Annotated in this window: 26 protein-coding genes, 3 tRNA genes and 1 other RNA gene; 12 read left to right on the forward strand and 18 right to left on the reverse strand. The window is 45.7% G+C overall.

Annotated features, from left to right (window positions below; translation table 11 throughout):
* The first annotated feature begins 1 nt into the window (after position 1).
* Complete coding sequence (locus THERU_RS07910) at positions 2-943, forward strand: DNA double-strand break repair nuclease NurA (RefSeq protein ID WP_025306736.1); 942 nt, start codon at positions 2-4, stop codon at positions 941-943.
* Positions 936-1,808 (forward strand): AEC family transporter, encoded by an 873-nt coding sequence (locus tag THERU_RS08395; protein WP_025306737.1) that lies wholly within the window; start codon positions 936-938, stop codon positions 1,806-1,808. Before THERU_RS07910 ends, THERU_RS08395 begins: the two co-directional genes overlap by 8 nt.
* Here THERU_RS08395 and THERU_RS07925 read toward each other — a convergent pair.
* From THERU_RS07925 to amrS, 7 genes are all read right to left on the reverse strand, one after another.
* A tRNA-Met gene (locus THERU_RS07925) sits at positions 1,790-1,863 on the reverse strand. The genes THERU_RS08395 and THERU_RS07925 overlap by 19 nt on opposite strands.
* 10 nt (positions 1,864-1,873) lie before the next feature.
* Positions 1,874-2,941: a M24 family metallopeptidase gene (locus tag THERU_RS07930; protein WP_025306738.1), complete on the reverse strand. Its 1,068-nt coding sequence runs from the start codon at positions 2,939-2,941 to the stop codon at positions 1,874-1,876.
* On the reverse strand, positions 2,938-4,047 hold the full coding sequence (locus THERU_RS07935; RefSeq protein WP_025306739.1) for an RNA polymerase factor sigma-54: 1,110 nt from the start codon (positions 4,045-4,047) through the stop codon (positions 2,938-2,940). The genes THERU_RS07930 and THERU_RS07935 overlap by 4 nt, the downstream gene beginning before the upstream one ends.
* 4 nt (positions 4,048-4,051) lie before the next feature.
* On the reverse strand, positions 4,052-4,804 hold the full coding sequence (gene cdaA / locus THERU_RS07940) for a diadenylate cyclase CdaA (protein WP_025306740.1): 753 nt from the start codon (positions 4,802-4,804) through the stop codon (positions 4,052-4,054).
* The gene (gene folP / locus THERU_RS07945; RefSeq protein ID WP_156916211.1) at positions 4,791-5,978 is read right to left on the reverse strand and encodes a dihydropteroate synthase; all 1,188 of its coding nucleotides are present in this window, start codon (positions 5,976-5,978) and stop codon (positions 4,791-4,793) included. The genes cdaA and folP overlap by 14 nt, the downstream gene beginning before the upstream one ends.
* Positions 5,978-6,820, reverse strand: a complete 843-nt coding sequence (gene secF, locus THERU_RS07950; RefSeq protein WP_245565820.1) for a protein translocase subunit SecF — start codon at positions 6,818-6,820, stop codon at positions 5,978-5,980. Before secF ends, folP begins: the two co-directional genes overlap by 1 nt.
* A gap of 50 nt (positions 6,821-6,870) precedes the next feature.
* The gene (gene amrS / locus THERU_RS07955) at positions 6,871-7,890 is read right to left on the reverse strand and encodes an AmmeMemoRadiSam system radical SAM enzyme (RefSeq protein ID WP_025306743.1); all 1,020 of its coding nucleotides are present in this window, start codon (positions 7,888-7,890) and stop codon (positions 6,871-6,873) included.
* 19 nt (positions 7,891-7,909) lie between these two features.
* Between amrS and amrB the strand changes: the two genes are divergently transcribed.
* The 7 genes from amrB to mutS all read left to right on the forward strand — a co-directional run bounded on the left by amrB (position 7,910) and on the right by mutS (position 16,287).
* Positions 7,910-8,683: an AmmeMemoRadiSam system protein B gene (gene amrB / locus THERU_RS07960; RefSeq protein WP_025306744.1), complete on the forward strand. Its 774-nt coding sequence runs from the start codon at positions 7,910-7,912 to the stop codon at positions 8,681-8,683.
* Positions 8,684-8,699: 16 nt separating this feature from the next.
* Complete coding sequence (locus THERU_RS08765) at positions 8,700-8,882, forward strand: DUF29 family protein (protein ID WP_342666004.1); 183 nt, start codon at positions 8,700-8,702, stop codon at positions 8,880-8,882.
* Between the two features lie 153 nt (positions 8,883-9,035).
* Positions 9,036-11,315 carry a phenylalanine--tRNA ligase subunit beta gene (gene pheT / locus THERU_RS07970; protein ID WP_025306746.1) on the forward strand — a complete coding sequence of 760 codons (2,280 nt, stop codon included), beginning with the start codon at positions 9,036-9,038 and terminating at the stop codon, positions 11,313-11,315.
* Between the two features lies 1 nt (position 11,316).
* Positions 11,317-11,486: non-coding RNA, 6S RNA (gene ssrS / locus THERU_RS08510), on the forward strand.
* Between the two features lie 31 nt (positions 11,487-11,517).
* Positions 11,518-12,078: a 5-formyltetrahydrofolate cyclo-ligase gene (locus THERU_RS07975; protein WP_025306747.1), complete on the forward strand. Its 561-nt coding sequence runs from the start codon at positions 11,518-11,520 to the stop codon at positions 12,076-12,078.
* 5 nt (positions 12,079-12,083) lie between these two features.
* The gene (rny, locus tag THERU_RS07980; protein WP_025306748.1) at positions 12,084-13,754 is read left to right on the forward strand and encodes a ribonuclease Y; all 1,671 of its coding nucleotides are present in this window, start codon (positions 12,084-12,086) and stop codon (positions 13,752-13,754) included.
* Positions 13,735-16,287, forward strand: a complete 2,553-nt coding sequence (mutS, locus tag THERU_RS07985; RefSeq protein ID WP_025306749.1) for a DNA mismatch repair protein MutS — start codon at positions 13,735-13,737, stop codon at positions 16,285-16,287. The genes rny and mutS overlap by 20 nt, the downstream gene beginning before the upstream one ends.
* On the opposite strand, the gene THERU_RS07990 is transcribed toward mutS, so the two are convergent.
* From THERU_RS07990 to THERU_RS08000, 3 genes are all read right to left on the reverse strand, one after another.
* The gene (locus THERU_RS07990) at positions 16,277-16,885 is read right to left on the reverse strand and encodes a C40 family peptidase (protein ID WP_025306750.1); all 609 of its coding nucleotides are present in this window, start codon (positions 16,883-16,885) and stop codon (positions 16,277-16,279) included. The genes mutS and THERU_RS07990 overlap by 11 nt on opposite strands.
* 4 nt (positions 16,886-16,889) lie before the next feature.
* Positions 16,890-17,468, reverse strand: a complete 579-nt coding sequence (locus THERU_RS07995; RefSeq protein WP_025306751.1) for a CDP-alcohol phosphatidyltransferase family protein — start codon at positions 17,466-17,468, stop codon at positions 16,890-16,892.
* A 14-nt stretch (positions 17,469-17,482) separates the two neighbouring features.
* Positions 17,483-17,570 (reverse strand) — tRNA-Ser (locus tag THERU_RS08000).
* 156 nt (positions 17,571-17,726) lie between these two features.
* Between THERU_RS08000 and THERU_RS08005 the strand changes: the two genes are divergently transcribed.
* The gene (locus tag THERU_RS08005) at positions 17,727-18,158 is read left to right on the forward strand and encodes a Fur family transcriptional regulator (protein ID WP_025306752.1); all 432 of its coding nucleotides are present in this window, start codon (positions 17,727-17,729) and stop codon (positions 18,156-18,158) included.
* Positions 18,140-18,448, forward strand: a complete 309-nt coding sequence (locus THERU_RS08010) for a 4a-hydroxytetrahydrobiopterin dehydratase (protein ID WP_025306753.1) — start codon at positions 18,140-18,142, stop codon at positions 18,446-18,448. Before THERU_RS08005 ends, THERU_RS08010 begins: the two co-directional genes overlap by 19 nt.
* Here THERU_RS08010 and THERU_RS08015 read toward each other — a convergent pair.
* Entirely contained in the window at positions 18,432-19,076 is a 645-nt protein-coding gene (locus THERU_RS08015) for a class I SAM-dependent methyltransferase (RefSeq protein ID WP_025306754.1), read from the reverse strand. The two genes, THERU_RS08010 and THERU_RS08015, sit on opposite strands and share 17 nt — an antisense overlap.
* 22 nt (positions 19,077-19,098) lie before the next feature.
* On the opposite strand from THERU_RS08015, the gene THERU_RS08020 reads away from it, so the two are divergent.
* A tRNA-Asp gene (locus THERU_RS08020) sits at positions 19,099-19,176 on the forward strand.
* Position 19,177: 1 nt separating this feature from the next.
* Here the strand turns inward: THERU_RS08020 and THERU_RS08025 are convergent.
* From THERU_RS08025 to THERU_RS08055, 7 genes are read right to left on the reverse strand one after another with little or no spacing between them, the layout of a single operon-like run.
* Positions 19,178-19,405, reverse strand: a complete 228-nt coding sequence (locus THERU_RS08025) for a DUF2905 family protein (protein WP_025306755.1) — start codon at positions 19,403-19,405, stop codon at positions 19,178-19,180.
* The gene (gene flhB, locus THERU_RS08030; protein ID WP_025306756.1) at positions 19,402-20,448 is read right to left on the reverse strand and encodes a flagellar biosynthesis protein FlhB; all 1,047 of its coding nucleotides are present in this window, start codon (positions 20,446-20,448) and stop codon (positions 19,402-19,404) included. Before flhB ends, THERU_RS08025 begins: the two co-directional genes overlap by 4 nt.
* Before the next feature lies 1 nt (position 20,449).
* Positions 20,450-21,211 carry a flagellar biosynthetic protein FliR gene (gene fliR / locus THERU_RS08035; protein WP_025306757.1) on the reverse strand — a complete coding sequence of 254 codons (762 nt, stop codon included), beginning with the start codon at positions 21,209-21,211 and terminating at the stop codon, positions 20,450-20,452.
* Entirely contained in the window at positions 21,208-21,477 is a 270-nt protein-coding gene (fliQ, locus tag THERU_RS08040; RefSeq protein ID WP_025306758.1) for a flagellar biosynthesis protein FliQ, read from the reverse strand. The genes fliR and fliQ overlap by 4 nt, the downstream gene beginning before the upstream one ends.
* On the reverse strand, positions 21,474-22,217 hold the full coding sequence (fliP, locus tag THERU_RS08045; RefSeq protein WP_156916212.1) for a flagellar type III secretion system pore protein FliP: 744 nt from the start codon (positions 22,215-22,217) through the stop codon (positions 21,474-21,476). The genes fliQ and fliP overlap by 4 nt, the downstream gene beginning before the upstream one ends.
* The gene (locus THERU_RS08050; protein ID WP_156916213.1) at positions 22,189-22,452 is read right to left on the reverse strand and encodes a hypothetical protein; all 264 of its coding nucleotides are present in this window, start codon (positions 22,450-22,452) and stop codon (positions 22,189-22,191) included. The genes fliP and THERU_RS08050 overlap by 29 nt, the downstream gene beginning before the upstream one ends.
* Positions 22,449-22,916, reverse strand: coding sequence for a flagellar basal body-associated FliL family protein (locus tag THERU_RS08055; RefSeq protein ID WP_025306761.1), 468 nt, complete (start codon positions 22,914-22,916; stop codon positions 22,449-22,451). The genes THERU_RS08050 and THERU_RS08055 overlap by 4 nt, the downstream gene beginning before the upstream one ends.
* Positions 22,917-22,934: the final 18 nt, after the last annotated feature.

The following is a 22,934-nucleotide window of genomic DNA, read 5'->3' on the forward strand; positions in this document are numbered from 1 at the left end:
GATGCGATACAGAGTAAGCTTAAAGCTGTGGGAAATGAACGAAATGGAAGATCTGGAATACGAGGAATCAGAACAGTTTGCTGGCTTTGAAGAAGACCCAACGGATGCATACAAAGGGTATGTGCCAGAAGAGTTTACCATAGCCTTTGTGGATGGAATAAGGCGCATAGACCACAGTGCTTATGTGTGGGACGAGTCAAAAAACTCATCTTACGAGGCAGTCTTTGCCACTCTGTCTGCTGGCGCTATCATTCTCAAGCCAAAAAGCATAAACCTTATAGAGCAGTCTTTTCGCATGCAAAGGGTCAGAAAGGTCTTTTTGGTAAAGGGTGATATAGAGGAGTCCGCTTTCTCCGGACTGGAATACGAGGTTAAAAAACTTTTAGAGGATAAAGAGCTATCCCTTGAGTTATTAAGGCTACTTAGAAGGGAGGAAGTAAATACCGCAAGGGAAGTCTGGGAAAAGGTAAAGCCTCAGCTGTTGGTTTGCGATGGCACTTTGACCAGTGAGCACAGGGGTATCACCTGCGTGGGCTTTGTAAAAACCATAAAAAGACTCTTTATAAGCAGAGAGTATGCCAACCTTCTTCAAAACCTAAAAAAGGGCTACCGCACACCTCTTATAAGGGTGCACTCCCAAAGAAAGATAGAGGAGCAGGCAAAGGTTGATAAATACACCTGGTATGTGAAATTGGCAGAGGGAGAGGGAATTGGCACCTTGGCAAGGCTAGAAGCCTTTGGCAATTTGCCAAAAGAAAAGGTTAAAGAACTTGCCGATTTAACCGCGGGCGTCCTGCCTATGTTTGCCAGTGCGCCCTTTCAGGACCCAAGGTCACCACAGAATTTACTACCCATAAAGGTTTTGGAAAACACCCTCAGAAAACATCTTGGAGCACCAGACATAGCAAGAAAGAGACTTCAGGAAATCTTTTTAAATGCTTGAGGTGGTCCTGCCCATAATAGGTGGTAAACTTCTAAAACACTTTGGTGTTTTCCAAAAGGAGCAAGAGAAGGTCCTTATAAACTATGTAATGTACTTTGCCCTTCCTATCCTTGCCTTTAAGGAAGGACACCAGATCAAGCTTGGGTTGGAGGTTATAAAAATCTCCAGTTTGGCTTGGGCTTCAATAGTTTTATGTATGTTAGTAGCATACATTATAGCCCGGCTTTATAAGCTTTCTAACAAAGACCTGAGGACATTTCTTTTGGTCTCCTCTTTTGGAAATACTGCCTTTTTGGGCTACCCTTATGCCTTTAGCTACTTTGGACAGGAGGGACTACAGATCGCCATCATTTACGACAATTTGGGTTCTTTTCTGATGGTTTCCTTCTTGGGAGTGATGGTTGCAAGTGGAAAGCCAGACTTAAAGGAAGTTCTCCTTTTTCCTCCCTTCTTGGGCTTAGTCTTTGGCTTTGTCTTTAAGGGGATTCCTTTGCATCCCAGCTTAGAAGAAGCCTTAAACTTTGTTGCCGACTCCACTTTGCCCGTAATCCTCTTTGCCCTTGGGCTCAGCATAAACCTTAGTGGTATAAGGGATCACTTAAAGTTATCTTTGCTTGCCATTCTCATAAAGGTCTCTGTTTCTATCCTTGCGGTCTATTTGGTGGGAAGATTTATGGAACTCTCTCCCGTCGCCTTCAAGGTTTCCCTGTTGGAGTCTGCCATGCCACCTATGATGTTCTCTGCGGTGCTTGCCCTTAGGTATAACCTTAATCCAAACCTTGCCTTTGCCAGCGTGGGGCTTGGTTTGGTTTTGAGCTTTTTATATGTGCCTCTTGTGGTTAAGTATTGCGGGGGCGGGATTTGAACCCGCGACCTTCGGGTTATGAGCCCGACGAGCTACCAGGCTGCTCCACCCCGCGTATATAAATATTATAACTCAATCAAGTCAAGGGACACCTCAGAGAGCACTTCACCCACACCCTTCACAACTGCCACCATGTTTTCAAGCCTCACTCCAAACTTGCCCGGTAGGTATATACCCGGCTCAATGGTAAAGACCATTCCTTCCTCTATGGGTTCTTCTGAGCCCTTTCCTTTGTAATAGAGCCTTGGATGTTCGTGAATTTCTATACCCACACCGTGTCCCGTGCTGTGGGTAAAGTATTTGCCAAAGCCCTTCTTTTTTATATACTCCCTTGCGGTTCTGTCTATTTCACCTATGGGAGTTCCCACCTTCACCTTCTCCAAGGCAAAGAGGTGGGCATCTTTGACCACTTGATAGACCTTTTTAAATTCATCGTCTGCCTTTCCCAAGTAGATCGTTCTGGTAAAATCCGTGCAGTAGTTTTTGTATAGAATGCCCATATCTATCAGCAGAGGTCCCTTTTGTTCTATCCTTCTCTGGGAAGTTTCCCAATGAGGAACTGCAGAACCCTCTGCAAAGGCAACTATGGCGGGAAAGCTCTCGCCCATTGCACCCATTTCAAAGGCCCTTCTAACTATAAAACCCCTCAGGTCCAACTCAGTCATCCCCGGCTTTACAAACTCAAGGAGTTCCCTGTAAATTTGGTCTGCCTTCAAAACTCCCTCTTTCATTATCTTTATTTCCTCAGTACTTTTTATAGCCCTCAGTTTTCCAAGAAAGTTGCTAAAGCCCACCCATTGTATGTCCCTTGAACGTAGAGATTTTCTAAAGGCACAGCTTACCCTGTCCTCCTCGTACCCTACCCTTTTTATTCCCAGCTTTTTTATAGTTTGCTTTATAGTCCTGTGCATGGAGGATTTTACCAAAACAGCCTGCCATCCCTCCCCCAAAGTTCCCTTTGCCCTCTCGTAATATCGTGCGTCTGTAAAAAGGTAAAAGCCCTCCTTAGTGGCAAGCACGTAGGCGTTGGAGGACCTAAAACCAGAAAGGTAAAGCACGTTTGCCTGAAAGCTAAAAAGGAATCCGTCTAAACCCCTTTCCTCAAGCAGCCCTATAACCTTCTTTTCCCTCATAGCATTCTCCTGTACTTGCATACGGTCCTACGGGAAAGCTCTATGCCCTTTTCCCTCAAAAGCTCCGCCACTTTGGCATCGCTGAGCTTACCGTGTTTTTGAAGGATCTCCTTCATTGCCCTAAGGACCTGCTCCCTGCTGTAGCCCCCCTTGGACCTCCTTTGAAAGAAGAACCTAAGAGGATAGATCCCGGTGGGTGTTTTTACGTATTTGTTGGAAATAAGTCTGCTTATAACGGAGACGCTAACGCCAAGCTTTTGTGCAACCTCTGTTAGCTCCAAAGCCTTAAGAGGACCAATACCCAACAGAAAGTCCTCCTGCCTTTCTACCACCAAGTTTATGCACCCTCTTAGAAGTTTTCTCCTTAAGTCCAGCAGTTTTTTCCACCGGAGGGCTCTTTCCTTTTCTTCCCTTTCTCCCTCTCGGACCTCAAAGTCTATAAAATCCTCCATCAAAAGCACCAGCCAACCGTCCTGATCCCTCTCAAGGATCACATCCACACTGCCCACCTTGTAAGGGCTCTGCTCTCCTTCAAAGGGCGTTAGCCTCAGCCGGGTAGCGATGTCCTTTACCCTTTGATCTCCTACACCTGTCTTTAAAAACTCCAACACCTTTTGACAGAGCTCCGGCTCCTCTGGATAAAGTTCCCTCAGTTGGACGCAGAAGAATTCTTCATAGTTCTTGGAAGCGATGCCCACGGGCTCAAGCTCGGTCATTATAAACTCTCTGAGATCCTCTACGAATTCTTTGGAAGTTCCAAACTCTTTGGCTATCTGGGCTTCATCGCCCACAAAAAAGCCCCTGTGGTCCAACTGATGGAGAATTGCCAAGGCAACTTCCAGTTCTTCCTCATCAAGCTCAACCTTTAGTTGATTCATTATGCTTTCCCATTGGCTTTGGCTAAAGGGTATCTCCCTCTGTGGAACCTCCTCAGAAAAGAAGAACCTTGGCTTTCTTCTAACAAAGTGCGTTATGCATCTATTCTTTTGGGCTTCTTCTTCCAACTGCTCTAAAAGGCTTTCGGTGGACTTTTCCAAAAGACCCACAAAGGGACCAAGCACAACGCTTAAGCTTGGCTTGGTTTTGATGGTAGTTTTTAGTTTCATAGCTTTATAGATTAATGCCCAGTTCCTTTAAAAGCAAGCTCTTTAAAAGTTCTTGATCCAAGTTCCTGTGAAACTTACCACCCACTGCTACGGATATTTCTCCCGTCTCTTCGGAGACTATAACCGCTATGGCGTCAGATTCTTCCGATATTCCCAGTCCAGCCCTATGCCTTGTGCCATACTTTCTGGGAATTTCCGAAGACTTGGATAAGGGTAGCACGCAGGATGCGTAGGCTATCCTATCTCCCCTTATTACAACCGCACCGTCGTGCAAAGGAGTAAGAGGGTCAAATATGGTGATAAGAAGCTCCACTGAGACCACTGCGTCAATGGTCACACAGCCCTCCAAAAGAGGTTCCAAGTTCTGATTTCTCTCTATCACTATCAGGGCACCTATCTGCCTTTCGGACATAAAAGCACAGGCACGCACTATTCTTTCTACAACCCTTTCCTCCAAAGGTTTAGAGGAGGTTAGCTTGGTAGCCTGACCCAGTTTGCTAAGGGCTTTTCTGATCTCCGGCTGAAAGATCACCACCAAAGAAAAGAGTCCCACCGTCCAGAGTTTTTCAAAGATGGTGGAAACCGTCTTCAGGTCCAGAAGGCTGGCAAGAGCCCATATTAGCGCCAAAAAAATCAAACCCTTGAGTATTTGAATACCCTTTGTGATCCTAAGAAAGTAAAGCACAGCATACACAAACAGAGAAGTCCCCAGTATATCCAGAAGGTCCTTGTAGGATATAAACTCAAAAATCTCCATAGGTCCTCACCGTGTCCAAAAGGGCTAAAAACTCCCTCGTCTCTTTTACGTCGTGCACCCTGACGATGTGGGCACCTTTCACCACTGCGTAGGCAAGGGCACCAAGGCTTCCGTATAGCCTCTCTTTAGGCTCCGTTTTTTTCCTCAAAAGCCCCTCCAACACAAGACCAATAAAGGATTTCCTTGAGACTCCCACCAGTATAGGTGCCCCAAAGATTTTGTATTCGTTTAAGCGCTTGAGAATTTCCACGTTGTGCTCTGGAAGTTTCCCAAAGCCTATGCCTGGGTCTATTATAACCTGCCCTTTGTAGCCCAATGCCTTCAGCCTACCGAGCCTTTCCCACAGCCACCCAATAGACTCATGAACCACATCCTCATAGACTATGGTCATACTTTTCCAATCCTCCGGTCTTCCCTTTATGTGGTTGAGAACATAAGGGCATTGATACTGAGAAACCACTTCAAACATCTTTGGGTCAAAGGTCCCTCCGCTTATGTCGTTTATGATATCTGCGCCCTCTTCAAGGCATGCCTTAGCAACCTCCGCCTTGTATGTATCCACCGAGATCCAGACCTTTGGAAGCTCTTTTCTCACCTCCTTTAGAACGGGCAGAACCCTTTTTAGCTCTTCCTCCGCACTGATCCTCTGAGAACCAGGCCTCGTAGATTCTCCCCCAATGTCTATGATCTCCGCCCCCTCTTCCGCCATCTGCACCGCCCTTTTTACCGCAGAGCTTGTCTCTAAGTAAAGCCCACCGTCGGAGAAAGAGTCAGGAGTTACGTTAAGAACGCCCATTATGGCAGTCTTTATGCCCAAGGGCAGAATTTTGTAGTTGAACTGAAGCTTAAAGGACTTTTTCCGATAATTTATCAACGCTTGCAGAATTTCAAGGGCTAAATCCTTGTGAAATTGGGAAAGACACCGGCAGAATTCTTTTATCTGGGCTTCTGTGCCCGAAAGGGCAAACCGGTTTTCGCTTTGGTATGCGTGCAAACAGCCCTGCCTTGCACACTCAAAGAAAACCTGAGGGTTTATCTGTCTGTTTTCAAAATACAGCACCCTGTGGACTCCTTCGTGGCTCCTCTGCTCCGCCTCCCTAAAAAAAACGCCCACCTTGTCCTTTAAAAACCTATAAAAGTGGTCCTTGTCTCCAAATTCTTTTAGAACCAACATCAGGCTGGCACTTCCTTTAGGAAAAATCTCTTTATATCCAACACGAGGGCACTTGCCACAAAGATGGAAGACAGAGTCCCCACCACCACACCAACCACAAAGGCAAACATAATGTTAGACAGGGCTGGTCCCCCAAGCACAAAGAGGACAAGGGATACCACAAAGGTCGTTAGGGAGGTCATCAAGGTCCTTGAAAGGGTTTGGTTTATGGAGATGTTTATCAGACTTTCAAAGTCTGTGCCCTTTCTGATCCTTAGGTTTTCCCTTATCCTGTCAAAGACTACCACCGTATCCGTCACTGAATATCCCGCCACAATAAGGAGAGAAGCTATAACATCCAAGCCCACCTCAAACTGGGTGAGAGAGTATGCCCCCACCACTATCAAAACATCGTGGGCTAAGGCAAGGATGGCACCCAAGCCCCAGATGGGTTCAAAGCGGTAGGCCAAGTATAGGAGTATGCCCAAAAGGGCTGTTATTATTGACCAAAAGGCTTTGTTTCTCAGCTCCTTGCTGACAATACCTCCTATAGTCTCCATCCTCAGAAGCTGATAGTCTCCTAAAGTTTTTAAGGCGTTAAGTGCCTTATCCCTTGGCTCATCCACCCTCAACCTTACGATCACGGTCCCCTGGGCAGTATCTTGCACCCGAAATGCGCGCAATCCCGCAGTTTCCATAGCTTTCCTAACATCCCCCAAGGACACTTTCCTTTCAAACCGAACCTCCATAAGGGTGCCACCGGTAAAGTCCAGTCCCAAGTTCAAACCCTTCCAAAAAAGTAAAAACACAGAAAGTCCAATAAGAAGCAGAGAAACCCCGTAGGCATAATACCTGAACCTCATAAACTCAATCATTGCAGAGTATAGTTTATCATTTTTATCATTAAAAGGCTTTAGCCCCAAACCCCCGCTATCTCAAAACCACAAACCTCACACTTACCTTCCCTGAGTTTTACCTTTACCCGTTCTCCCAAGTATCCGCTCCTTTCTATAACTATGTGCCCACAGGATGGACAGTAAGTGGAGGTTAAGCTTTGGTCTGCATAGTTCCCCACATACACATACCTAAGCCCCTCCTCCTTTCCTATCTCATAAGCCCTTTTAAGGGTGGACACAGGTGTGGGTGGTAGGTCTCCCATTAGATAGGCTGGGAAAAACCTGGATATGTGCCAGGGAATGTCCGGAGAAAGCTCTCTTATGAACCTTGTTATTGCCCTAATTTCACCTTCTGAATCGTTGTAGCCGGGTATCAGAAGGGTGGTGATCTCTATCCATATGCCCAGCTTATAAGCCTTCTCTATGGTTTTTAGAACGGGTTTTAACCTTGCCCCGCATATCCTTTGATAAAAATCATCGGAGAAGGACTTTAGGTCTATGTTCATTGCGGAAAGGAATGGCACAGACCTTTCAAGCACCTCCTCCGTCTCATAACCACTGGAAACGAATATGTTCTTTATGCCCCTCTCATAAGCAAGCTTCATAATATCGTAGGCAAACTCAAAGAATATCACGGGCTCGTTGTAGGTGTAAGATATGGAGGGTATATTAAACCTTTCCGCAATGCTCACAATCTCCTGAGGAGAGTATTCCTCTCCAAAGACCCTGTAATTGTTCAGTTGGGGATACTGGGATATCTCCCAGTTTTGGCAAAACTTACAGGACAGGTTGCATCCTACGGTGCCCAGAGAAAGGGTGGCAGTTCCGGGAAGAAAGTGATAAAGAGGCTTTTTCTCCACAGGGTCTATGTTCAAGGCTGAGACTAAACCATAAACAGTAAGATAGAGCTCTCCTCCTCTGTTTAGCCTCACTCCGCATTTGCCATACTCTCCCTCCTTTAAAACGCACCTTTGCATACACGCCTTACAAAGCACCTTTTGGTCCTTCTTCTCCGACATCCAAGCTATCCTCATCATCTGAATTAAATTTATCCCTGTGAAGGTAAGAAAACCTGCAGTAGCAGGAAGTTTTTATCCAAAGGATCCAGAAACTCTGAAAAGCTTGGTGGATAAGCTGTTGGAAAAGAACACCAAAGAAGAGCCTGTCGGGGTCATATCTCCCCATGCGGGATATGTATACAGTGGCAAAGTGGCGGGAAAGGTCCTTGGGCTTTTGGGTGGAAAGGAGCTAAAGGTACTGCTGATTGGACCATCGCACTTTGTGGATTTTGAAGGTATATCCTTCGGTGATTACCAATTTTTTGAAACACCCTTGGGAAGGGTAAAGGTAGATTGGGAAAGAATTGAAGAGTTTTTGAGGCTATACCGGTTACCTCATGCTTTGGACAATAGACCCCATATGTGGGAACATTCTTTGGAAGTTCAACTGCCCTTCCTGCAGAGACTATCTCCAAACTTAACCATAGTGCCCATTGTTTATGGTAGGATTGACCCGGAAACTTTAGCGGAGTTTATGGAATTCTTCTTAGAGGATGACACACACTTCGTGGTAAGCTCTGACCTAAGCCACTATTACCCGGAGGAGATCGCAAGGTGGATAGACGAACACTGCCACAGGGGTATTGTTGAAGGAGATAGAGAAAGCCTAAAAACATGCGAAGCTTGTGGTAAGGTTGGCATCCTTGCATCCCTCATAATAGCCCAAAGGAAAAAGCTAAAGCCCAAGCTGATAGCTTACGACACCTCCGCCTCCGCCTTTGGAGATAAAAAGGCAGTGGTAGGCTACGGAGGTTATGCTTTTTTCCAATAGGCTTATATTTAAACCCATGGAACTAAAAATCCAACAACTCAAGGAGCTCTACGAAAAAGACTTTCTACTTTTGTTGGAAGAGAATTTAAAGCTTTTGGAAAACAAAGAATACGACCTCGTAGATTGGGATAACCTTTTGGAGGAGATAAGGCACATAGGACAAAGGCATTTGGATGCGGTCATAAGCCAAATGGTTTGAAAAGCCCAAAAACCACGACCTTGCCCAAAAATACTTTGGGAGCATTCCCACCGAGAAAGACTTTCCTAAAGACTGCCCTTACACCTTTAAACAGATACTTGAATACAAACCCTGGTTAAAGGATAAAACTTAGCCTTAAAATATTTCCTTCCCATGAAGGCACCTCTAAGCTGGCTTGCGGAGTTCGTGGATTTAAAAGGACTATCCCCGGAGGACATAGCCCAAGGGCTCACCCTGAGGAGCGTGGAAACCTCCGTGGAAGTGTGGGAGCAATCGGTAGATGGAGTGGTCTTTGGGAAGGTTCTAAAGGTAGAAAACCATCCACAAAAGCAAGAACTAAAGGTTTGCAAGGTGGATGTGGGAGATGTGGTGCAGGTGGTCACAAGGGACCAAGAAATAAAGGAGGGGGATGGTGTGCTGGTGGCACTACCGGGGGCAAGGGTAGGCGATAGGGTTATTTCTAAGAGAGACTTCTCTGGTGTGGTTTCTGAGGGTATGCTTCTTTCTGCACAGGAACTTGGTTTGGAGGATAGTAGTCAGGGAGTTCTTGTGATTGAAGAAAAGTTCAGTCCCGGAACGCCCGCCAAGGATGTCCTTGGTTTTGGTGAGTATGTCTTGGAGGTGGAAATTACTCCAAACAGAGGAGACCTGCTGAGCATCCTAGGTCTTGCCAGAGAGATCTCTGCCCTGTTTGATTTACCCTTAAAAGAGCCACAAGACAAAACCTTTGAGGACTTTGGTTCGGTGGAAGTACGCATAGAAGACCCAGACTGCAAAAGATACAGGGCGGTGTTGATAGAAGGAGTGCAGGTAAAGCCCTCTCCCCTCTGGCTCAGACGTAGGCTCTGGCAGTGCGGAATAAGGAGCATAAACAATGTGGTGGATATAACCAACTATGTGATGTTAGAGAGGGGACAGCCCTTGCACGCCTTTGACTGGGAAAAAATAGAGGGTCCAGTGGTAATAAGGAGGGCAAAAAAGGGAGAAAAGATCAACACCCTCATGGGTGTAGAAAAGGAGCTCTCGGAGGAAAACTTGGTCATAGCGGACAGTGAAAAGATCCTTGCCTTAGGGGGTGTTGTGGGAGGTTTGGAGAGTGGTGTGAGGGAGCATACAAAAAGCATTCTCCTTGAGGGTGCGTACTTTGAACCTTTTAGAATCAGGAGGTCTGCCAGGTCCTTGGGTGTGCAAACGGAGAGCTCTTACCGATTTGAGAGGAATGTGGATATTCAGTCTTTAAAGAAACATCAAGACAGGGCGGTAGGTTTGATCCTCCAACTGACGGGCGGTGAAGTGAGGGCGGTAAAGGATATATACCCTAAACCTTACGAACCCAAGAGAATCTTTCTCTCCTTTGGAAAGTTCAAGAGGTACGCAGGGGAAGAGTTGGACCCAGAGGGTGGGCTAAAGGTTCTGCAAAAACTTGGTTTTGATGTGAGGGTGCAGAATTGTGGCTTTGAGGTGCTGGTTCCAGCCTTCAGAAGCTTTGACGTGCAGGGAGATGCGGATATAGTGGAGGAACTTTTGAGGGTAAAGGGCTACGACAATCTTCGGGCGGAGCGTCTTCTTGTCCCCTCCAAGCCAAAGGTAAAGGATAAGTTGGAGAGGGAGATAAAAAATTTCCTGAAGGCAAGGGGCTTTTTTGAAGTGCTCAACTTTTCCTTTGAGGGAAAAAGGCTCTATGAAACCTTAGGTCTAAAAAGCCCAACCCTTGAGATCATCAACCCCCTGGTAAAAGAGGAAAGGTTCCTGCGCACATCCCTGGTCCCATCCTTGATCAACTCATACCTAAGAAACAGAAGGAAATTTATCCAACAGATAGCCCTCTTTGAGGTGGGTAAAGTATTTTTTGAAGAGGGAGAAGGTAGAAGGCTTGGTATCCTTTCCAACATGCATACTCTGCAGGAGTTTAGGAGCTTGGTTTCAGACCTCCTGCACTCGATGGAGGTGTTGCACACCTCTCAGGGGTCCAAATTTTCCTTTTTACATCCAAACCTACAGGTTAGCCTTTGGGTGGAAGGGGAGGAAATTGGCTTTTTGGGACTTTTGAACCCCCTCTTGGAAAGAGAGTTAGACCTAAAGGAAAAGGTCCTGATAGCGGAGTTGGACCTTGATAGGCTCAAACCCAAGAGGGCTCAGTATATGCCCTTTTCCAACTATCCGCCGGTGGTCAGGGACATTACCCTGGTTATGGACAAAGGGCTACCGGTGGATAAATTAATTATGCATATAAGGAAGCTGGAAGAGGTGGAAGATTTGAAGGTGGTTAGTGTTTGGACAGATGAGCGCGTACTCGGGGAAGGCAAGAAAAGCGTTAGCTTTAGGCTCTTTCTGAGGAGCTTGAAAGGTAGTTTATCTGACGAAGAAGCCAACCAATTGGTCTTTGGGTTGGTGGAGGATTTAAAGAAAGAGTTTGGTGTGAGCTTAAGGTAAAACAAGCCTGCCCTGCTCGTAGGTGGAGAGGACTAAATTGGGGTCCACAAGGTGAGGCAATAGGGAGTCCGGGCTCCGGGGCTGTCCCACCGAGGACGTCCCGGGAGGACACCCACCTAATGGAACTGGGGCCCACCGAAGCCTCTCCCTCTACGGCCGGGTGGGTTTTCTTGCCTTCCCCTCCTCAAAAGGAGGCGGAAGAATGAAAGTTCTGAGCAAAAAAGAATTAAGGCATAGAATAAGAAACCTACGGAGGAGTCTGCCCACTCAGGAATACCAACAGCTCTCAAGGGCTATAGTGGAAAACATAAGGAGTTTGGAGCCTTTTAAGTCTGCAAGAGTGATCTTAGCCTTTTGCCCCTTTGACGGAGAACCGGACATATCACCTCTTTTGGAGGAAATCCTCAGAGAAGGCAAAGACCTTTTAATCCCAAAAGTAGAGCACGATAGTATGAAGCTGTGCAAGCTCAGATCTCTTGAGAACTTAGCCCCTGGCAGTTTTTGCCTTCTTGAGCCTACCCAGTGTGAAGAGGTGGAACCGGAACTGGTGGAGCTTGCCCTTGTGCCCGGGGTAGCCTTTGACCTTAAGGGCTGTAGGCTTGGGATGGGTAAAGGCTTTTACGACAAGATTTTGGGGAGGATAAGAGGGTTCAAGGTGGGAGTAGCCTTTAGCTTTCAGGTTTTTGAAGAAATTCCCTGCGATCCTTGGGACCAAAGGGTGGATGCCATAGCCACCGAAGAAACCATAATCTACAGGAGGTAGGAGCGATGAACGAGATTGTGTTGGCAGTCATTTTAGCTTTTTTTGCCCTGCTTGGAGGCTTGGGCGCGAGTGCTTTCCTTTTTAGAAGGAAAGAAAAAGAATCTACCAAGACCTTTGAGGAGGACGTGCAAAGAATTTTAGAGAATGCCCAAAGAGAAGCGGAAAGGATCATAAACCTTGCCAAGGAAGAAGCCCAAAGGGCAAGGCAGGAGGCGGAGGAGAAGAAAAGAGAAGTGGAAAGCCTTCTATCTCAAAAGCGTGCGGAGCTTGAAAAGAAGGAGCAAGAACTTGAGCGCAAAATAAGGGAAGTAGAGCAGAGCTTAAGCCAAAAAGAACAGGCTTTAACCCAAAAGGAGCAAATGGTAGAAAGAAGGTTTGAAGCCCTTGAAAGAAGAGAGGAGGAGCTATACAGAAGGGAAAAGGAACTCAAGGAATTGGAAAGGCAGGTGGAAAGAGCCCAGAAGGATATAGAAAATAAGCTAAAAGAGATTCAAGAAAAAGAAAGGGAAGTGGAACAACTAAGGGAAAGGGAACTCTTAGAACTTCAGAGGATCGCATCCCTAACCATGGAAGAAGCTAGGGCGGAAGTGCTCAAAAGGGCAGAGGAGAACGCGAGGATTGAGGCTATAAGGCTCGCTAAGAAGATAGAAGATGAAGCAAGAGAAATGGCAGAGTTAAGGGCAAAAAGGGTAATAACCACCGCAGTCCAAAGGCTCGCCCCAGAAATCGCCATAAACTACACCACCACTACTGTGGAGCTTCCCTCCAACGAGTTTAAGGGCAGGATCATAGGAAGGGAAGGTAGGAACATAAGGACCTTTGAGCTTTTGACGGGAGTGGATCTGATCATAGATGATACACCCGATTTGGTAACCATATCATCCTTTGACCCTCTTAGGAGAGAGATTGCCAAGATTGCCTTAGAGAGACTCATAGAGGACGGTAGGATCCATCCTGCACGCATAGAAGAGGTGGTCAATGAGGTAAAAAAGGAAATGGACGAAAGGATCAGGAAGATTGGAGAGGAAGCCTGCCTTGAGCTTGGGCTATACGACATAAACCCAGGGCTCTACTACTACATAGGCAAGCTTTACTTTAGAACCAGCTACTCCCAAAATGTACTTTTGCACTCCAAAGAGGTAGCATACCTTGCAGGCTTGCTGGCGGAAGAGTTAAACTTGGATGCTAAAATGGCAAGAAGGGCTGGGCTACTTCACGACATCGGCAAAGCTATATCCCACGAGCTTGGTGGTTCTCATACGGATATAGGTGTTGAACTTTGCAAGCGCTACGGAGAGCCAGAGCCCGTCCTCAACGCCATAAAAGCCCATCACAATGAAGAGCCAGTGAAGTTCCCAGAGGTTGCCCTTGTGTGCGCTGCAGACGCCCTATCCGCCGCCAGACCCGGTGCTAGAAGGGAAACCTTGGAGGCATACCTAAAGCGCTTAGAAAAGCTTGAAAACATAGTGAAATCCTTTAAGGGAGTTGCCAACGCATACGCAGTGCAGGCAGGAAGGGAGGTTAGGGTCATAGTCAATCCAGAGGAGATCAGCGACGAGGAAGCCTACCAGCTTTCAAAGGATATCGCCAGAAAGATAGAAGAGGAGCTTGAGTTCCCGGGTCAAATAAAGGTTGTGGTGATAAGGGAAACAAGGCATGTGGAATACGCCAAGTGAAGACTTAACACCTATGCTTGCCCAGTATCACGCCCTAAAGAGGGAGTACTCTGACTGCCTGCTTTTCTTCCGCCTTGGGGACTTTTACGAGCTCTTTTATGAGGATGCCCAAATAGGTTCCAAAGAGCTCGGCTTGGTGCTAACCTCAAGGCCCGCCGGAAAGGGCAAAGAACGCATTCCTATGTGCGGAGTGCCCTATCATTCTTCCCAGTCTTACATAGCCAAACTGGTAAGCAAAGGCTACAAAGTTGCCATATGTGAGCAGTTGGAGGATGCCTCCCAAGCTAAGGGAATCGTAAAGAGGGATGTAATAAGGGTCATAACACCCGGCACATACTTTGAGAGAGACTTAACTGGTTTAGCTTGCATATATCCAAAGGGAAACAAGTACTACCTTTCTTACCTTTGCCCATCCACTGGAGAGTTTTTGGCGGGTACCTTTAGGGGTGAAGACTATTTGGAGTTTCTGCTGAGGTTCCAACCCAAAGAGATTCTGGTTCCCAAGGGTTTTGAGGAAGATCTGGGTAAACTCCTTAAGTGCTTTTTCACCTACTACGGGCAGGAGGAGGTCCAAGAGGGTCTAAGACTTTTAAAGGAGGACTTTGACATATTCCGTGCCATAGCCTTAGGTTTTGAGGAGGAAGATTGTCTAATTCCATGCGGTGTGGCTTATCTTTACCTAAAGAGAACTCAAAAGTCTTACACACCCTTTTTGAAAAAGCCCAAGCCCTACTCGGGAGAGGGCTACCTTAGAATAGATTACCGCACCCGGAGGGGGCTTGAACTTTTAGAAAGCTACGAAGGAAGGGAGGACCTTTCCCTCTTCGGAACAATAAACAGAACATTAACGGGTATGGGAAGACGCCTGCTAAAGTTTCGCATAGCCCATCCCTTCTTGAGAGAAGAGGACATACTAAGGGTGCAGGAGGGAGTAGATGAACTAACAAAAAACAGGGAGCTTCTCAGGGAAATAAGAACATGCCTTGAAAAAATGCCAGACTTGGAGAGACTTGCATCACGCATCAGCGGAAACTTAGCCACACCCAGAGACTTTTCCCTGTTAAGGAAAGCCCTGCTCTCCTTGAAGGAGTTGAGGGAAGCGCTAAAGGATGCCAGATCTTCTATCATGGTGGAACTACTAAACCAAATGGTGGATTTGGAGGAGCTATACTTGGAATTGGAGAGTGTTTTGGTGGAAGACCCACCCATCCATCTGAAGGAGGGAGGACTTATAAAGGATGGTGTAGACCCTCAACTTGACGAGCTAAGAAGCATAAAAGCCAAAGGGGAGACACTTTTGAGGGAGTACGAGGAAAAACTCAGAAAGGAAACAGGTATTCAAAGTTTAAAAGTAGGCTACAACAGGGTGATGGGCTATTACATAGAGGTTACAAAACCAAACCTACGATACGTGCCCAGCTATTTCAAGAGAAGACAGACCCTTTCTAATGCAGAGAGATTTACCACCGAAGAGTTGCAAAGGTTGGAAGAGAAAATCCTATCCGCAGACAGCAGAATTAAGGAGTTGGAGTATGAGCTCTTCTTAGCCCTGAAGGAAAAGGTCCTGCAAAGCATAGACAAAGTCTACAAAAACGCACAGATTGTGGCGGAGATAGACTACCTTCAGGGTTTGGCACAGATAGCCATAGAGGGGGGCTGGGTAAAGCCAAAGCTCTCAAAGGAAAAGGTCTTATACATAGAGGAAGGTAGGCATCCAGTCATAGAGAGTTTTTGCAAGGATTTTGTGCCCAACAGTACCTATATGGATGAAAAACAACTGGTTCATATAATTACCGGTCCCAACATGGCGGGAAAGTCCAGCTACATAAGGCAAGTGGGCATTTTAGTTTTGCTTGCCCACATGGGCAGTTTTCTGCCCTGCAAAAGTGCAGAGATAGGCTTAACATCTTCCATTCACGGAAGGATAGGCTCTGGGGATGTACTCGCCTTGGGCATTTCCACCTTTATGAACGAGATGATGGAGGTATCTGCCATACTGAACTCTGCCGACGAGAGAAGTTTGATAATCCTTGATGAAATAGGAAGAGGCACATCCACCTACGACGGCATTGCTCTATCAAAGGCCATTGTGGAATACATAGCCAAGAACATAAAGGCTCGCATACTTGTTGCCACCCATTACTTAGAGCTAACACACCTAGAAGAAGAACTACCCATGGTCAAAAACTATCATATGGCAGTCTCAAAAGGTGATGAAGGCATTAACTTTCTTTACACCCTCAAAAGGGGAAGGGCAGAAGGTAGCTTTGGCATATATGTAGCCAAGAAGGCAGGCTTGCCCGAAGAGGTGATCCAAAGAAGCCAGGAAATTTTAGCAAGCTTTGACAAGCAGGTTCCTATACTGGAAAAGGTTTATCAAGAATCCGAGAAACTGGAGTGGGAAAAGGCTTTCAGGGAACTGCAAGAATTCTTGGAAGGCATAGACATAGCCCAGACTACGCCCTTGCAGGCACTTCTTCTTTTGGCAGAGATAAAGGAAAAGGTTAGAGAAAAGAGCAAAACTATCTGTTAGTTTCCCTTTCTATAATTTCAGCTATAGGGTCTGTCTTTTCCTCCCCTTTAGCCTCTATAACCCTTTTTGCGAACAAGAACCTCTGTCTGTAATAGGGCTCATGTATGCTACTGATCATTACTCGCCCGCCCCTCGTGGCAGCGTGGACCATCTTGCCTTCTCCTATGTATATACCCACATGGGACACGTCCTGCTTGTAGGTCTTAAAAAAGAGCAGATCTCCAGGTTTTAGTTCCGAGAGACTAACCTTATATCCATACTTAGCCTGTGCCCTTGAGTCTCTTGGAAGCTCTATACCGTTTGCCCTGAAGACCTTTTGAACAAAAGCGGAGCAGTCAAGGGCGTTGGAGCTATTACCTCCAAACCTATAGGGAGTGCCGTAAAAGAGCAAGGAAGACAGCCTTATGGCATCAGGGTCTCCCTCAAAGGTTGGTCCATCTCCATACCTTGAGGCTATCTCCCTTAGGCTTACTGGTTTGGATTTAATATGAGTCTTTTTGTGGCTTATGCTGTGTTTTTTCTGAGCTTTGGATTGAGTGGCAAATACCAATCCGCTAGCTGTAAATAAACACAGGATCGCAATGATCAGCCTTCCCATCCTTTCACCCCCCTTGGGAGAGTTTCATAAAAGTATAAACCCTCTGTATGAGGGTCAAAAAGGAACCTACTGCTAAAATGATCAAAGCCAAAAATATCTGCTGTAAAAGAACGCCCGCTAAAAGAACAATCCACCTTTCTGTTCTTTCAAAAAAACCAACCTTTAACTCAAAGCCCAATCCCTCCGCCCTTGCCCTTGCATAGCTAACACCAAAAGAAAAGATCAACGCCAAAAGTGAGAGAAAAGGCAAAACTTTATCTTGGGAGGATAGAGCTATGGCTATGAAGGGCAAGGCATCGGAAAATCTGTCGGTTAGAGAGTCCAGAAATGCACCAAATGGGCTATTCTGTTTGGTTTTTCTGGCTATGGCACCATCCAAAGCATCACAGAGGGCTCCCAAGAGCAAGAATACAAAGCTAAGAAGATGAGCCTTAAGGTAAAGGAAGTAGGAGCCCACCGCTACGAGAAATAAGCCAAAGACTGTTAAAAAATTGGGATGCACCTTAGCCTTGCTGATGGCATCAATCAAAGGCATAAAGCTCTTTTCAAAGTAAGGTTTTAGCTCCCTCGTCAAATAACTCATGGTTAAACCTTTTACGGCGAGGGAGGGATTCGAACCCCCGGTGGGCTTTGAACCCACAGCGATTTTCGAAACCGCCCCGTTCGGCCACTCCGGCACCTCGCCTACAGGAGAGTATTATAATATTAGCAAACCTTGGGTAAGAAATCCAAAAAGCTGGAAATCTATTAAAGAAGGGAAGGTATCGATAGGTGCAATTTACCGTCCGAATTAGTTGCGAATTACTTTTATTTGATTTATATTTATATTATTAAACTTGCTATGACGGCGCACCAAAAGGAACGGCTTGAAGAGTTTGTGAAGGTTTGCAAGGAGAAGGGGTTAAAGATCACCCCTCAAAGGTTGGCGGTTTATGAGATACTTCTGCGCAGAAAGGACCACCCCACCGTTGAAGAAATTTACGAAGAGGTTAAGGAAATATATCCCTTTGTCTCTCTGGCTACCGTGTACAGAACGGTGGAGACTTTGGAGGAGCTGGGTTTTATAAAAAGGGTTGCCTACTGGGGAAGTTCAGTAAGGTATGACGCCAACATTCAAGAACACGACCACCTGGTCTGCGTAATGTGTGGAGCCATACTGGACCTAAAAGCAGATGCTGGATGCCGGGTGCCCGAGGAGGTAAACGGCTTTAAGGTATTATCCCGCTCCCTTTATATTTATGGGGTGTGTCCCTCATGTCAGAAGAAAGACTAAAGCACTACAGTCCTGAGGAGATCCTTCAAAAAATACAGGACGAAATTCCCCAATGGAAATACGAGGATGGATACATCTGCAGAGAGATCAACACCAAGAACTGGAAGGAAACTGTCATGCTTTTTAACGCCATAGCCTACCTGGCTGAAAGCCTATGGCATCATCCGGATGTAGAGCTGGGTTTTAAAAGGCTAAAGATAAAGCTAATGACCCACGACGCAAAAGCAATTACAGACAAGGATTTTAACCTTGCCAAGTTGATTGAAAGGCTCATCAGTTTATCTTTTTAGCACCTACGCAGAAGAACCCTCCCTCTCTCCAAAAGCCCTCCCTTATTTCTTGATTTTTCACAGGCTCTTGGTCTTGTGGTTCTTCAAAGAGGGTAGTGCATACCCTTTCAACCCTGAAGCTTGCCCGGGCTAAAATGGATGAAAGCTCTCCGAAGGAATAAAATCTTGCGTGAGAGTAAATAGGATGTCCCCTCTTTGCCTTTTCTTTGTAAAAGTCCGCCCAAGGGCTGTCCGAAAGAACAAGCCCCAGCACTAAATATCCGTCGTTCTTTAAAACTCTGTGGGCTTCCTTAAAAGCGCGCAATGGTTCTTCAAAAAAGCACACAGAGACCACCATAAGAACCAAGTCAAAGCTTGAACTTTTAAAGGGTAAAGTCTCCGCCCTTCCTAGGACTCCACGGATACCCCTTTGTCTTGCCAACTTTAAAAGCTCTATTGAAGGATCCAATCCGTATTGAATCCCTAAGGCTTGAGCAAACCTACCGCTCCCCACCCCCACCTCAAGGGATAAAGAAAAGGGACTTATAACTCTCTTAAGGCAAGCTACCTCAAGCCCAAAGGCAGAACTTCCAAAAGGTCTTTCGTACCACTGATCGTAGTTTTTGGCGTATTGGTCAAAAATCTCCATGTGTGTTATAATATAACTTTGAGGAGCCGTAGTTCAGCCAGGTCAGAACGCCGGCCTGTCAAGCCGGAGGTCGCGGGTTCAAGTCCCGTCGGCTCCGCCACTCACTTTCTAAAAAGCCAAAATATAAGGTTAAGGATAAGGGTCAGCAAAAGGCTTATGAGCAGAGAAGTGGCTAAGGGAAAGTAAAAGGTAAAATTGTCCCTCTTTATGAAGATATCCCCAGGCAGTTTGCCAAAGCCAAAAGGAAGCTTTTCAACCAACAGAAGGACCAAACCAAAGACTATAAAAAACACACCAAAAAAGATTAGCCACTTTCCAAGGTCCGTCATACCGCAATCCTCCTCCTGCGAGAGAGAACAAAGGCTATAACCTCTGCCACCGCCCTGTAGAACTTAGGTGGGATCTCCTCCCCAACCTCCACAACTGGATAGAGGGCTCTGGCTAACTCTTCCCTTCTGACTATTGGAACGCCATGAACGATGGCAACCTCTACGATCCTCTCCGCTATCTCACCTTTGCCCTTTGCCAAGATGACGGGTGCTTTATCTCCCTTGCTGGGATCATAACGGAGGGCTATGGCTATGTGAGTGGGGTTCGTGATAACAACGCTCGCCTTGGGAACCTCCTGAAGCATCCTACCCTTAGCCAACTGCCTCATCCTCCGCCTGATGGCACTTTTAACAAGGGGATTACCCTCGTGCTGTTTGTATTCCTCCTTTACCTCTTCCTTACTCATCCTGATCCTTCTTTCGTAATCCCACCGTTTGTATGCATAGTCCAAAAGGGCTATAAACAGGGCAATCACCGAGATAAAGACCACCAACTTAAAGGTAAAGTTTAAAAAACTCCTTATTGCGGTTGAGTTCTCACTGGCAAAGAGGTTAAAGAGTTCCCAAAGCCCAGATTTAACAAAGAAATAGACAACTATCATAAGGAGGAAGACCTTCAGCAGGTTCTTTGTAAGCTCAAAGAGGGTAGTCATTGAGAAAATTCTCTTTAGACCCTCAAAGGGGTTTAGCCTTTCAAGCTTGGGCTCAAGGGGTTTTATGGTGAAAATAAAACCAAACTGGGCGATGTGGGTAAGAACAACCACCAAAAGGCTTAGCAAAAAGAAGGGCAGTATAAGGGGAAATATACCTTCCTTTATTTGAGTGAAAATCCTATGGAAATCAATGTATGGGTTTAAAGAAACACTCCAAAATAGCTCCAAAACCTTACTAAAAAGCGTGTATCCTGTGAAAAAGATCGCTATACTCCCTAAGAGGACCGTGCTCGCGGTGGCTATTTCCACACTTTTGGCTACATTACCTTCCTCCCTGAGCTTTCTTCTCCTGTAAGGCGTCGCCCTTTCTGTTTTGTTTTCCTGCGCCATACTAGCCTCCTACAGCCCTGCTGAATTTGATTATATACTCCTTTAGATGGCTTGAGAGCAGATAGGATATTAGTGGAAAGAGGACCACCAAAAGGGCAAAGCCCAAAAACACCTGCAGAGGCAAACCAACTATAAAGACGTTTATTTGGGGGATAAACCTATTCACTATGGCTAGGGTTAGGTTTAGAAGGAGCATACTCAGAACTATGGGCAGGGAAATTCTAAATGCAAGGTTAAAGCTCTCATAGAAAAGCTTTAGGAACACATCCGGGTTTATAGAATAGAGGTCAAAGGTTCCCAAGGGCACCTTGCTCAGGCTATTGGCAAGGGAGAGGAAGACGATCTCTGGACCCCCCACCGAGAGGAAAAAGGATGTAAAAAGTAGCATAAAAAACACAGAAAAAACAGAAGCTTGGGGTTGTTGGGGAAGGAAAAGGGTGGCAATGGATAAACCCATGTTTATGCCTATGATCTCTCCCGCCATCACAACCGCATCAAAGATAAGCCTAAGAAAAAGACCACTGAAAAAACCAAAGATAAACTCCTTTAAAACTGCAAGAAAAAAGTGCCCTGTGGTGGCAAACTCTATAGGTTTTTGGTTTGTGTATAAAAAGAGCATAAAGGAAAGAGCGGTAGCAAAGAAGACCTTAAAAGTGCTTGGCAACAGTTCTCTACCAAAGAAGGGCACCATAAACAGAAAGGAAACAACCCTAACATGAAGCAAAAAGAGGGTTAAAAGGCTGTTTAGATCAAGGGAGATCATCGGAGCCAGACGGGAATATTAACTATGAGCTCCTTTGTAAAGTCCAGCAGTTTGTTTAGCATCCACGCACCCAAAAGGAGAACAACCACATAGGCCGCTATAAGCTTTGGGATATAGCTCAGGGTCATTTCCTGTATTTGGGTGGCAGATTGAAGAATGCTAACGATAAGTCCCACAAGGAAGGTAACCAAAAGAACGGGCGCCACCAAAATAAAAGCCAGCTCAAGCATCTTCTGTCCCATAGAAAGGATCAGGTCCGGGCTCATTGGTAGCTCCTTACAAGGGAAAGTATAACAAGTTCCCAACCGTTAGCCAACACGAAGAGCATGAGTTTAAAGGGCAAGGATATGATCTGGGGCGGAATCATAAGGATGCCCATGGCTATAAGTATGGACGCAACCACCAAATCTATAATCAAAAAGGGTAGGAATAGTAAAAAAACTATCTGGAAAGCTACGCTTATTTCGCTTACCATAAAGGCGGGGATCAGCACACTCAAGGGAATATCCTTCGGCGATTTGATCTTTTCCCTTTCTTCTTTGCTCATACCAGATATGTCCAAAAAGACCTTTATGGTCTCCTTTCTTGTATGCTTAGCCATGAACTCCTTTAAAATGTCCGAGGTTCTTTCAAAGAACACCTGATCGGTTATTTCCCCCCTGAGCAGAGGTTGAAGGGCGTTTTGGTTTATGTTTTCAAAAACAGGCTTCATAATAAAAAAGGTCAAAAAGAGGGCAAGGGATACGATCACCTGATTGGGCGGAACGGTGGGAACACCCAAAGCCTGCCTTATCAAGGATAACACTATAACGATCCTAACAAAAGATGTTGTCATGATTAGAATAGATGGGGCGAGGGATAGAACAGTTAGAAGAATCAATAGTCTTATGGAAGTATCCAGCTGTCCTGTGCCAACTTTTAGCTCTATGTTTGGCAGTATCTGCTCTTGGGCGTAGCAAACACCAATTAACAAAAGGCTAAGGGCTAAGGTCTTTATAAACAACATCCGCACCCCTTTCGCTTACAAGGATCAACATATATACACCCTTCACCTCAAGCTCCACCAAAAAGGCACCCCTCATAAGGGGAACAATGCTTAAAACCTTCACATTCCCCGACTTTCCTTTAAGGCTCAGCTTTGTTAAAAGAGGATGCAGGTATGGAACCACTAAGAGTATGAGCACCACCACTATAGCTAAAGATAGTAGAACCTTTAAAAGGCTATAAAAGAAATCCATCACGATGTCTGAACTACGAATTCAGTAAAGTATATGTTTCGGACACCACCCTCTACCAAAATGATATTAAGTCTTCTTATAAGCTCTAACCTTAGGGCTTCCCTTCCTTCGGGCGTCCTTACAAAATCAGAGGTTTTACTACTTATCACATCTATGATTGCATCCTTGATTATGGGCATCCTTTTATCCACCTCCTGTTTTACCTTTTCGTTGGAAAGTTCCAAAGTTATGGCTACCCTTGCATAGGCGTCAGTTCCCTTATCTGCCAAATTGACGGTGAATACTCCCAAATCCACCATAACTCCCACATGGGAGGGACTAATCTTTTCCTCACCTTCTTTCTTAGGTTTGTTGAGTAGGAAGAAATATACACCTCCGCCTGCAACTGCCAAAACTAATAAGAGGATAGGTATTAGAAATAATATCTTTCTTCCTCCCTTTTTCTCTTCTACTTTTTCCTCCGCCATAGCCAAAAACTATTATAA

The sequence above is a fragment of the Thermocrinis ruber genome (genome assembly GCF_000512735.1).
Taxonomy (GTDB): Bacteria; Aquificota; Aquificia; order Aquificales; family Aquificaceae; genus Thermocrinis; species Thermocrinis ruber.

Coding starts and splice junctions, on each gene's coding strand:
- pheT (WP_025306746.1), top strand. CDS start 9,036: ATGAAGGCACCTCTAAGCTGGCTTGCGGAGTTCGTGGATTTAAAAGGA.
- THERU_RS08015 (WP_025306754.1), bottom strand. CDS start 19,076: ATGGAGATTTTTGACCAATACGCCAAAAACTACGATCAGTGGTACGAA.
- flhB (WP_025306756.1), bottom strand. CDS start 20,448: ATGGCGCAGGAAAACAAAACAGAAAGGGCGACGCCTTACAGGAGAAGA.
- THERU_RS07910 (WP_025306736.1), top strand. CDS start 2: ATGCGATACAGAGTAAGCTTAAAGCTGTGGGAAATGAACGAAATGGAA.
- THERU_RS08005 (WP_025306752.1), top strand. CDS start 17,727: ATGACGGCGCACCAAAAGGAACGGCTTGAAGAGTTTGTGAAGGTTTGC.
- fliQ (WP_025306758.1), bottom strand. CDS start 21,477: ATGAGCCCGGACCTGATCCTTTCTATGGGACAGAAGATGCTTGAGCTG.
- folP (WP_156916211.1), bottom strand. CDS start 5,978: ATGTTGGTTCTAAAAGAATTTGGAGACAAGGACCACTTTTATAGGTTT.
- THERU_RS07990 (WP_025306750.1), bottom strand. CDS start 16,885: ATGGGAAGGCTGATCATTGCGATCCTGTGTTTATTTACAGCTAGCGGA.
- THERU_RS08025 (WP_025306755.1), bottom strand. CDS start 19,405: ATGACGGACCTTGGAAAGTGGCTAATCTTTTTTGGTGTGTTTTTTATA.
- cdaA (WP_025306740.1), bottom strand. CDS start 4,804: ATGGAGATTTTTGAGTTTATATCCTACAAGGACCTTCTGGATATACTG.
- amrS (WP_025306743.1), bottom strand. CDS start 7,890: ATGATGAGGATAGCTTGGATGTCGGAGAAGAAGGACCAAAAGGTGCTT.
- THERU_RS08395 (WP_025306737.1), top strand. CDS start 936: ATGCTTGAGGTGGTCCTGCCCATAATAGGTGGTAAACTTCTAAAACAC.
- THERU_RS07995 (WP_025306751.1), bottom strand. CDS start 17,468: ATGAGTTATTTGACGAGGGAGCTAAAACCTTACTTTGAAAAGAGCTTT.
- THERU_RS08010 (WP_025306753.1), top strand. CDS start 18,140: ATGTCAGAAGAAAGACTAAAGCACTACAGTCCTGAGGAGATCCTTCAA.
- THERU_RS07930 (WP_025306738.1), bottom strand. CDS start 2,941: ATGAGGGAAAAGAAGGTTATAGGGCTGCTTGAGGAAAGGGGTTTAGAC.
- secF (WP_245565820.1), bottom strand. CDS start 6,820: ATGAGGTTCAGGTATTATGCCTACGGGGTTTCTCTGCTTCTTATTGGA.
- rny (WP_025306748.1), top strand. CDS start 12,084: ATGAACGAGATTGTGTTGGCAGTCATTTTAGCTTTTTTTGCCCTGCTT.
- mutS (WP_025306749.1), top strand. CDS start 13,735: ATGTGGAATACGCCAAGTGAAGACTTAACACCTATGCTTGCCCAGTAT.
- fliP (WP_156916212.1), bottom strand. CDS start 22,217: ATGTTGTTTATAAAGACCTTAGCCCTTAGCCTTTTGTTAATTGGTGTT.
- fliR (WP_025306757.1), bottom strand. CDS start 21,211: ATGATCTCCCTTGATCTAAACAGCCTTTTAACCCTCTTTTTGCTTCAT.
- THERU_RS07935 (WP_025306739.1), bottom strand. CDS start 4,047: ATGAAACTAAAAACTACCATCAAAACCAAGCCAAGCTTAAGCGTTGTG.
- THERU_RS08765 (WP_342666004.1), top strand. CDS start 8,700: ATGGAACTAAAAATCCAACAACTCAAGGAGCTCTACGAAAAAGACTTT.
- THERU_RS08055 (WP_025306761.1), bottom strand. CDS start 22,916: ATGGCGGAGGAAAAAGTAGAAGAGAAAAAGGGAGGAAGAAAGATATTA.
- THERU_RS07975 (WP_025306747.1), top strand. CDS start 11,518: ATGAAAGTTCTGAGCAAAAAAGAATTAAGGCATAGAATAAGAAACCTA.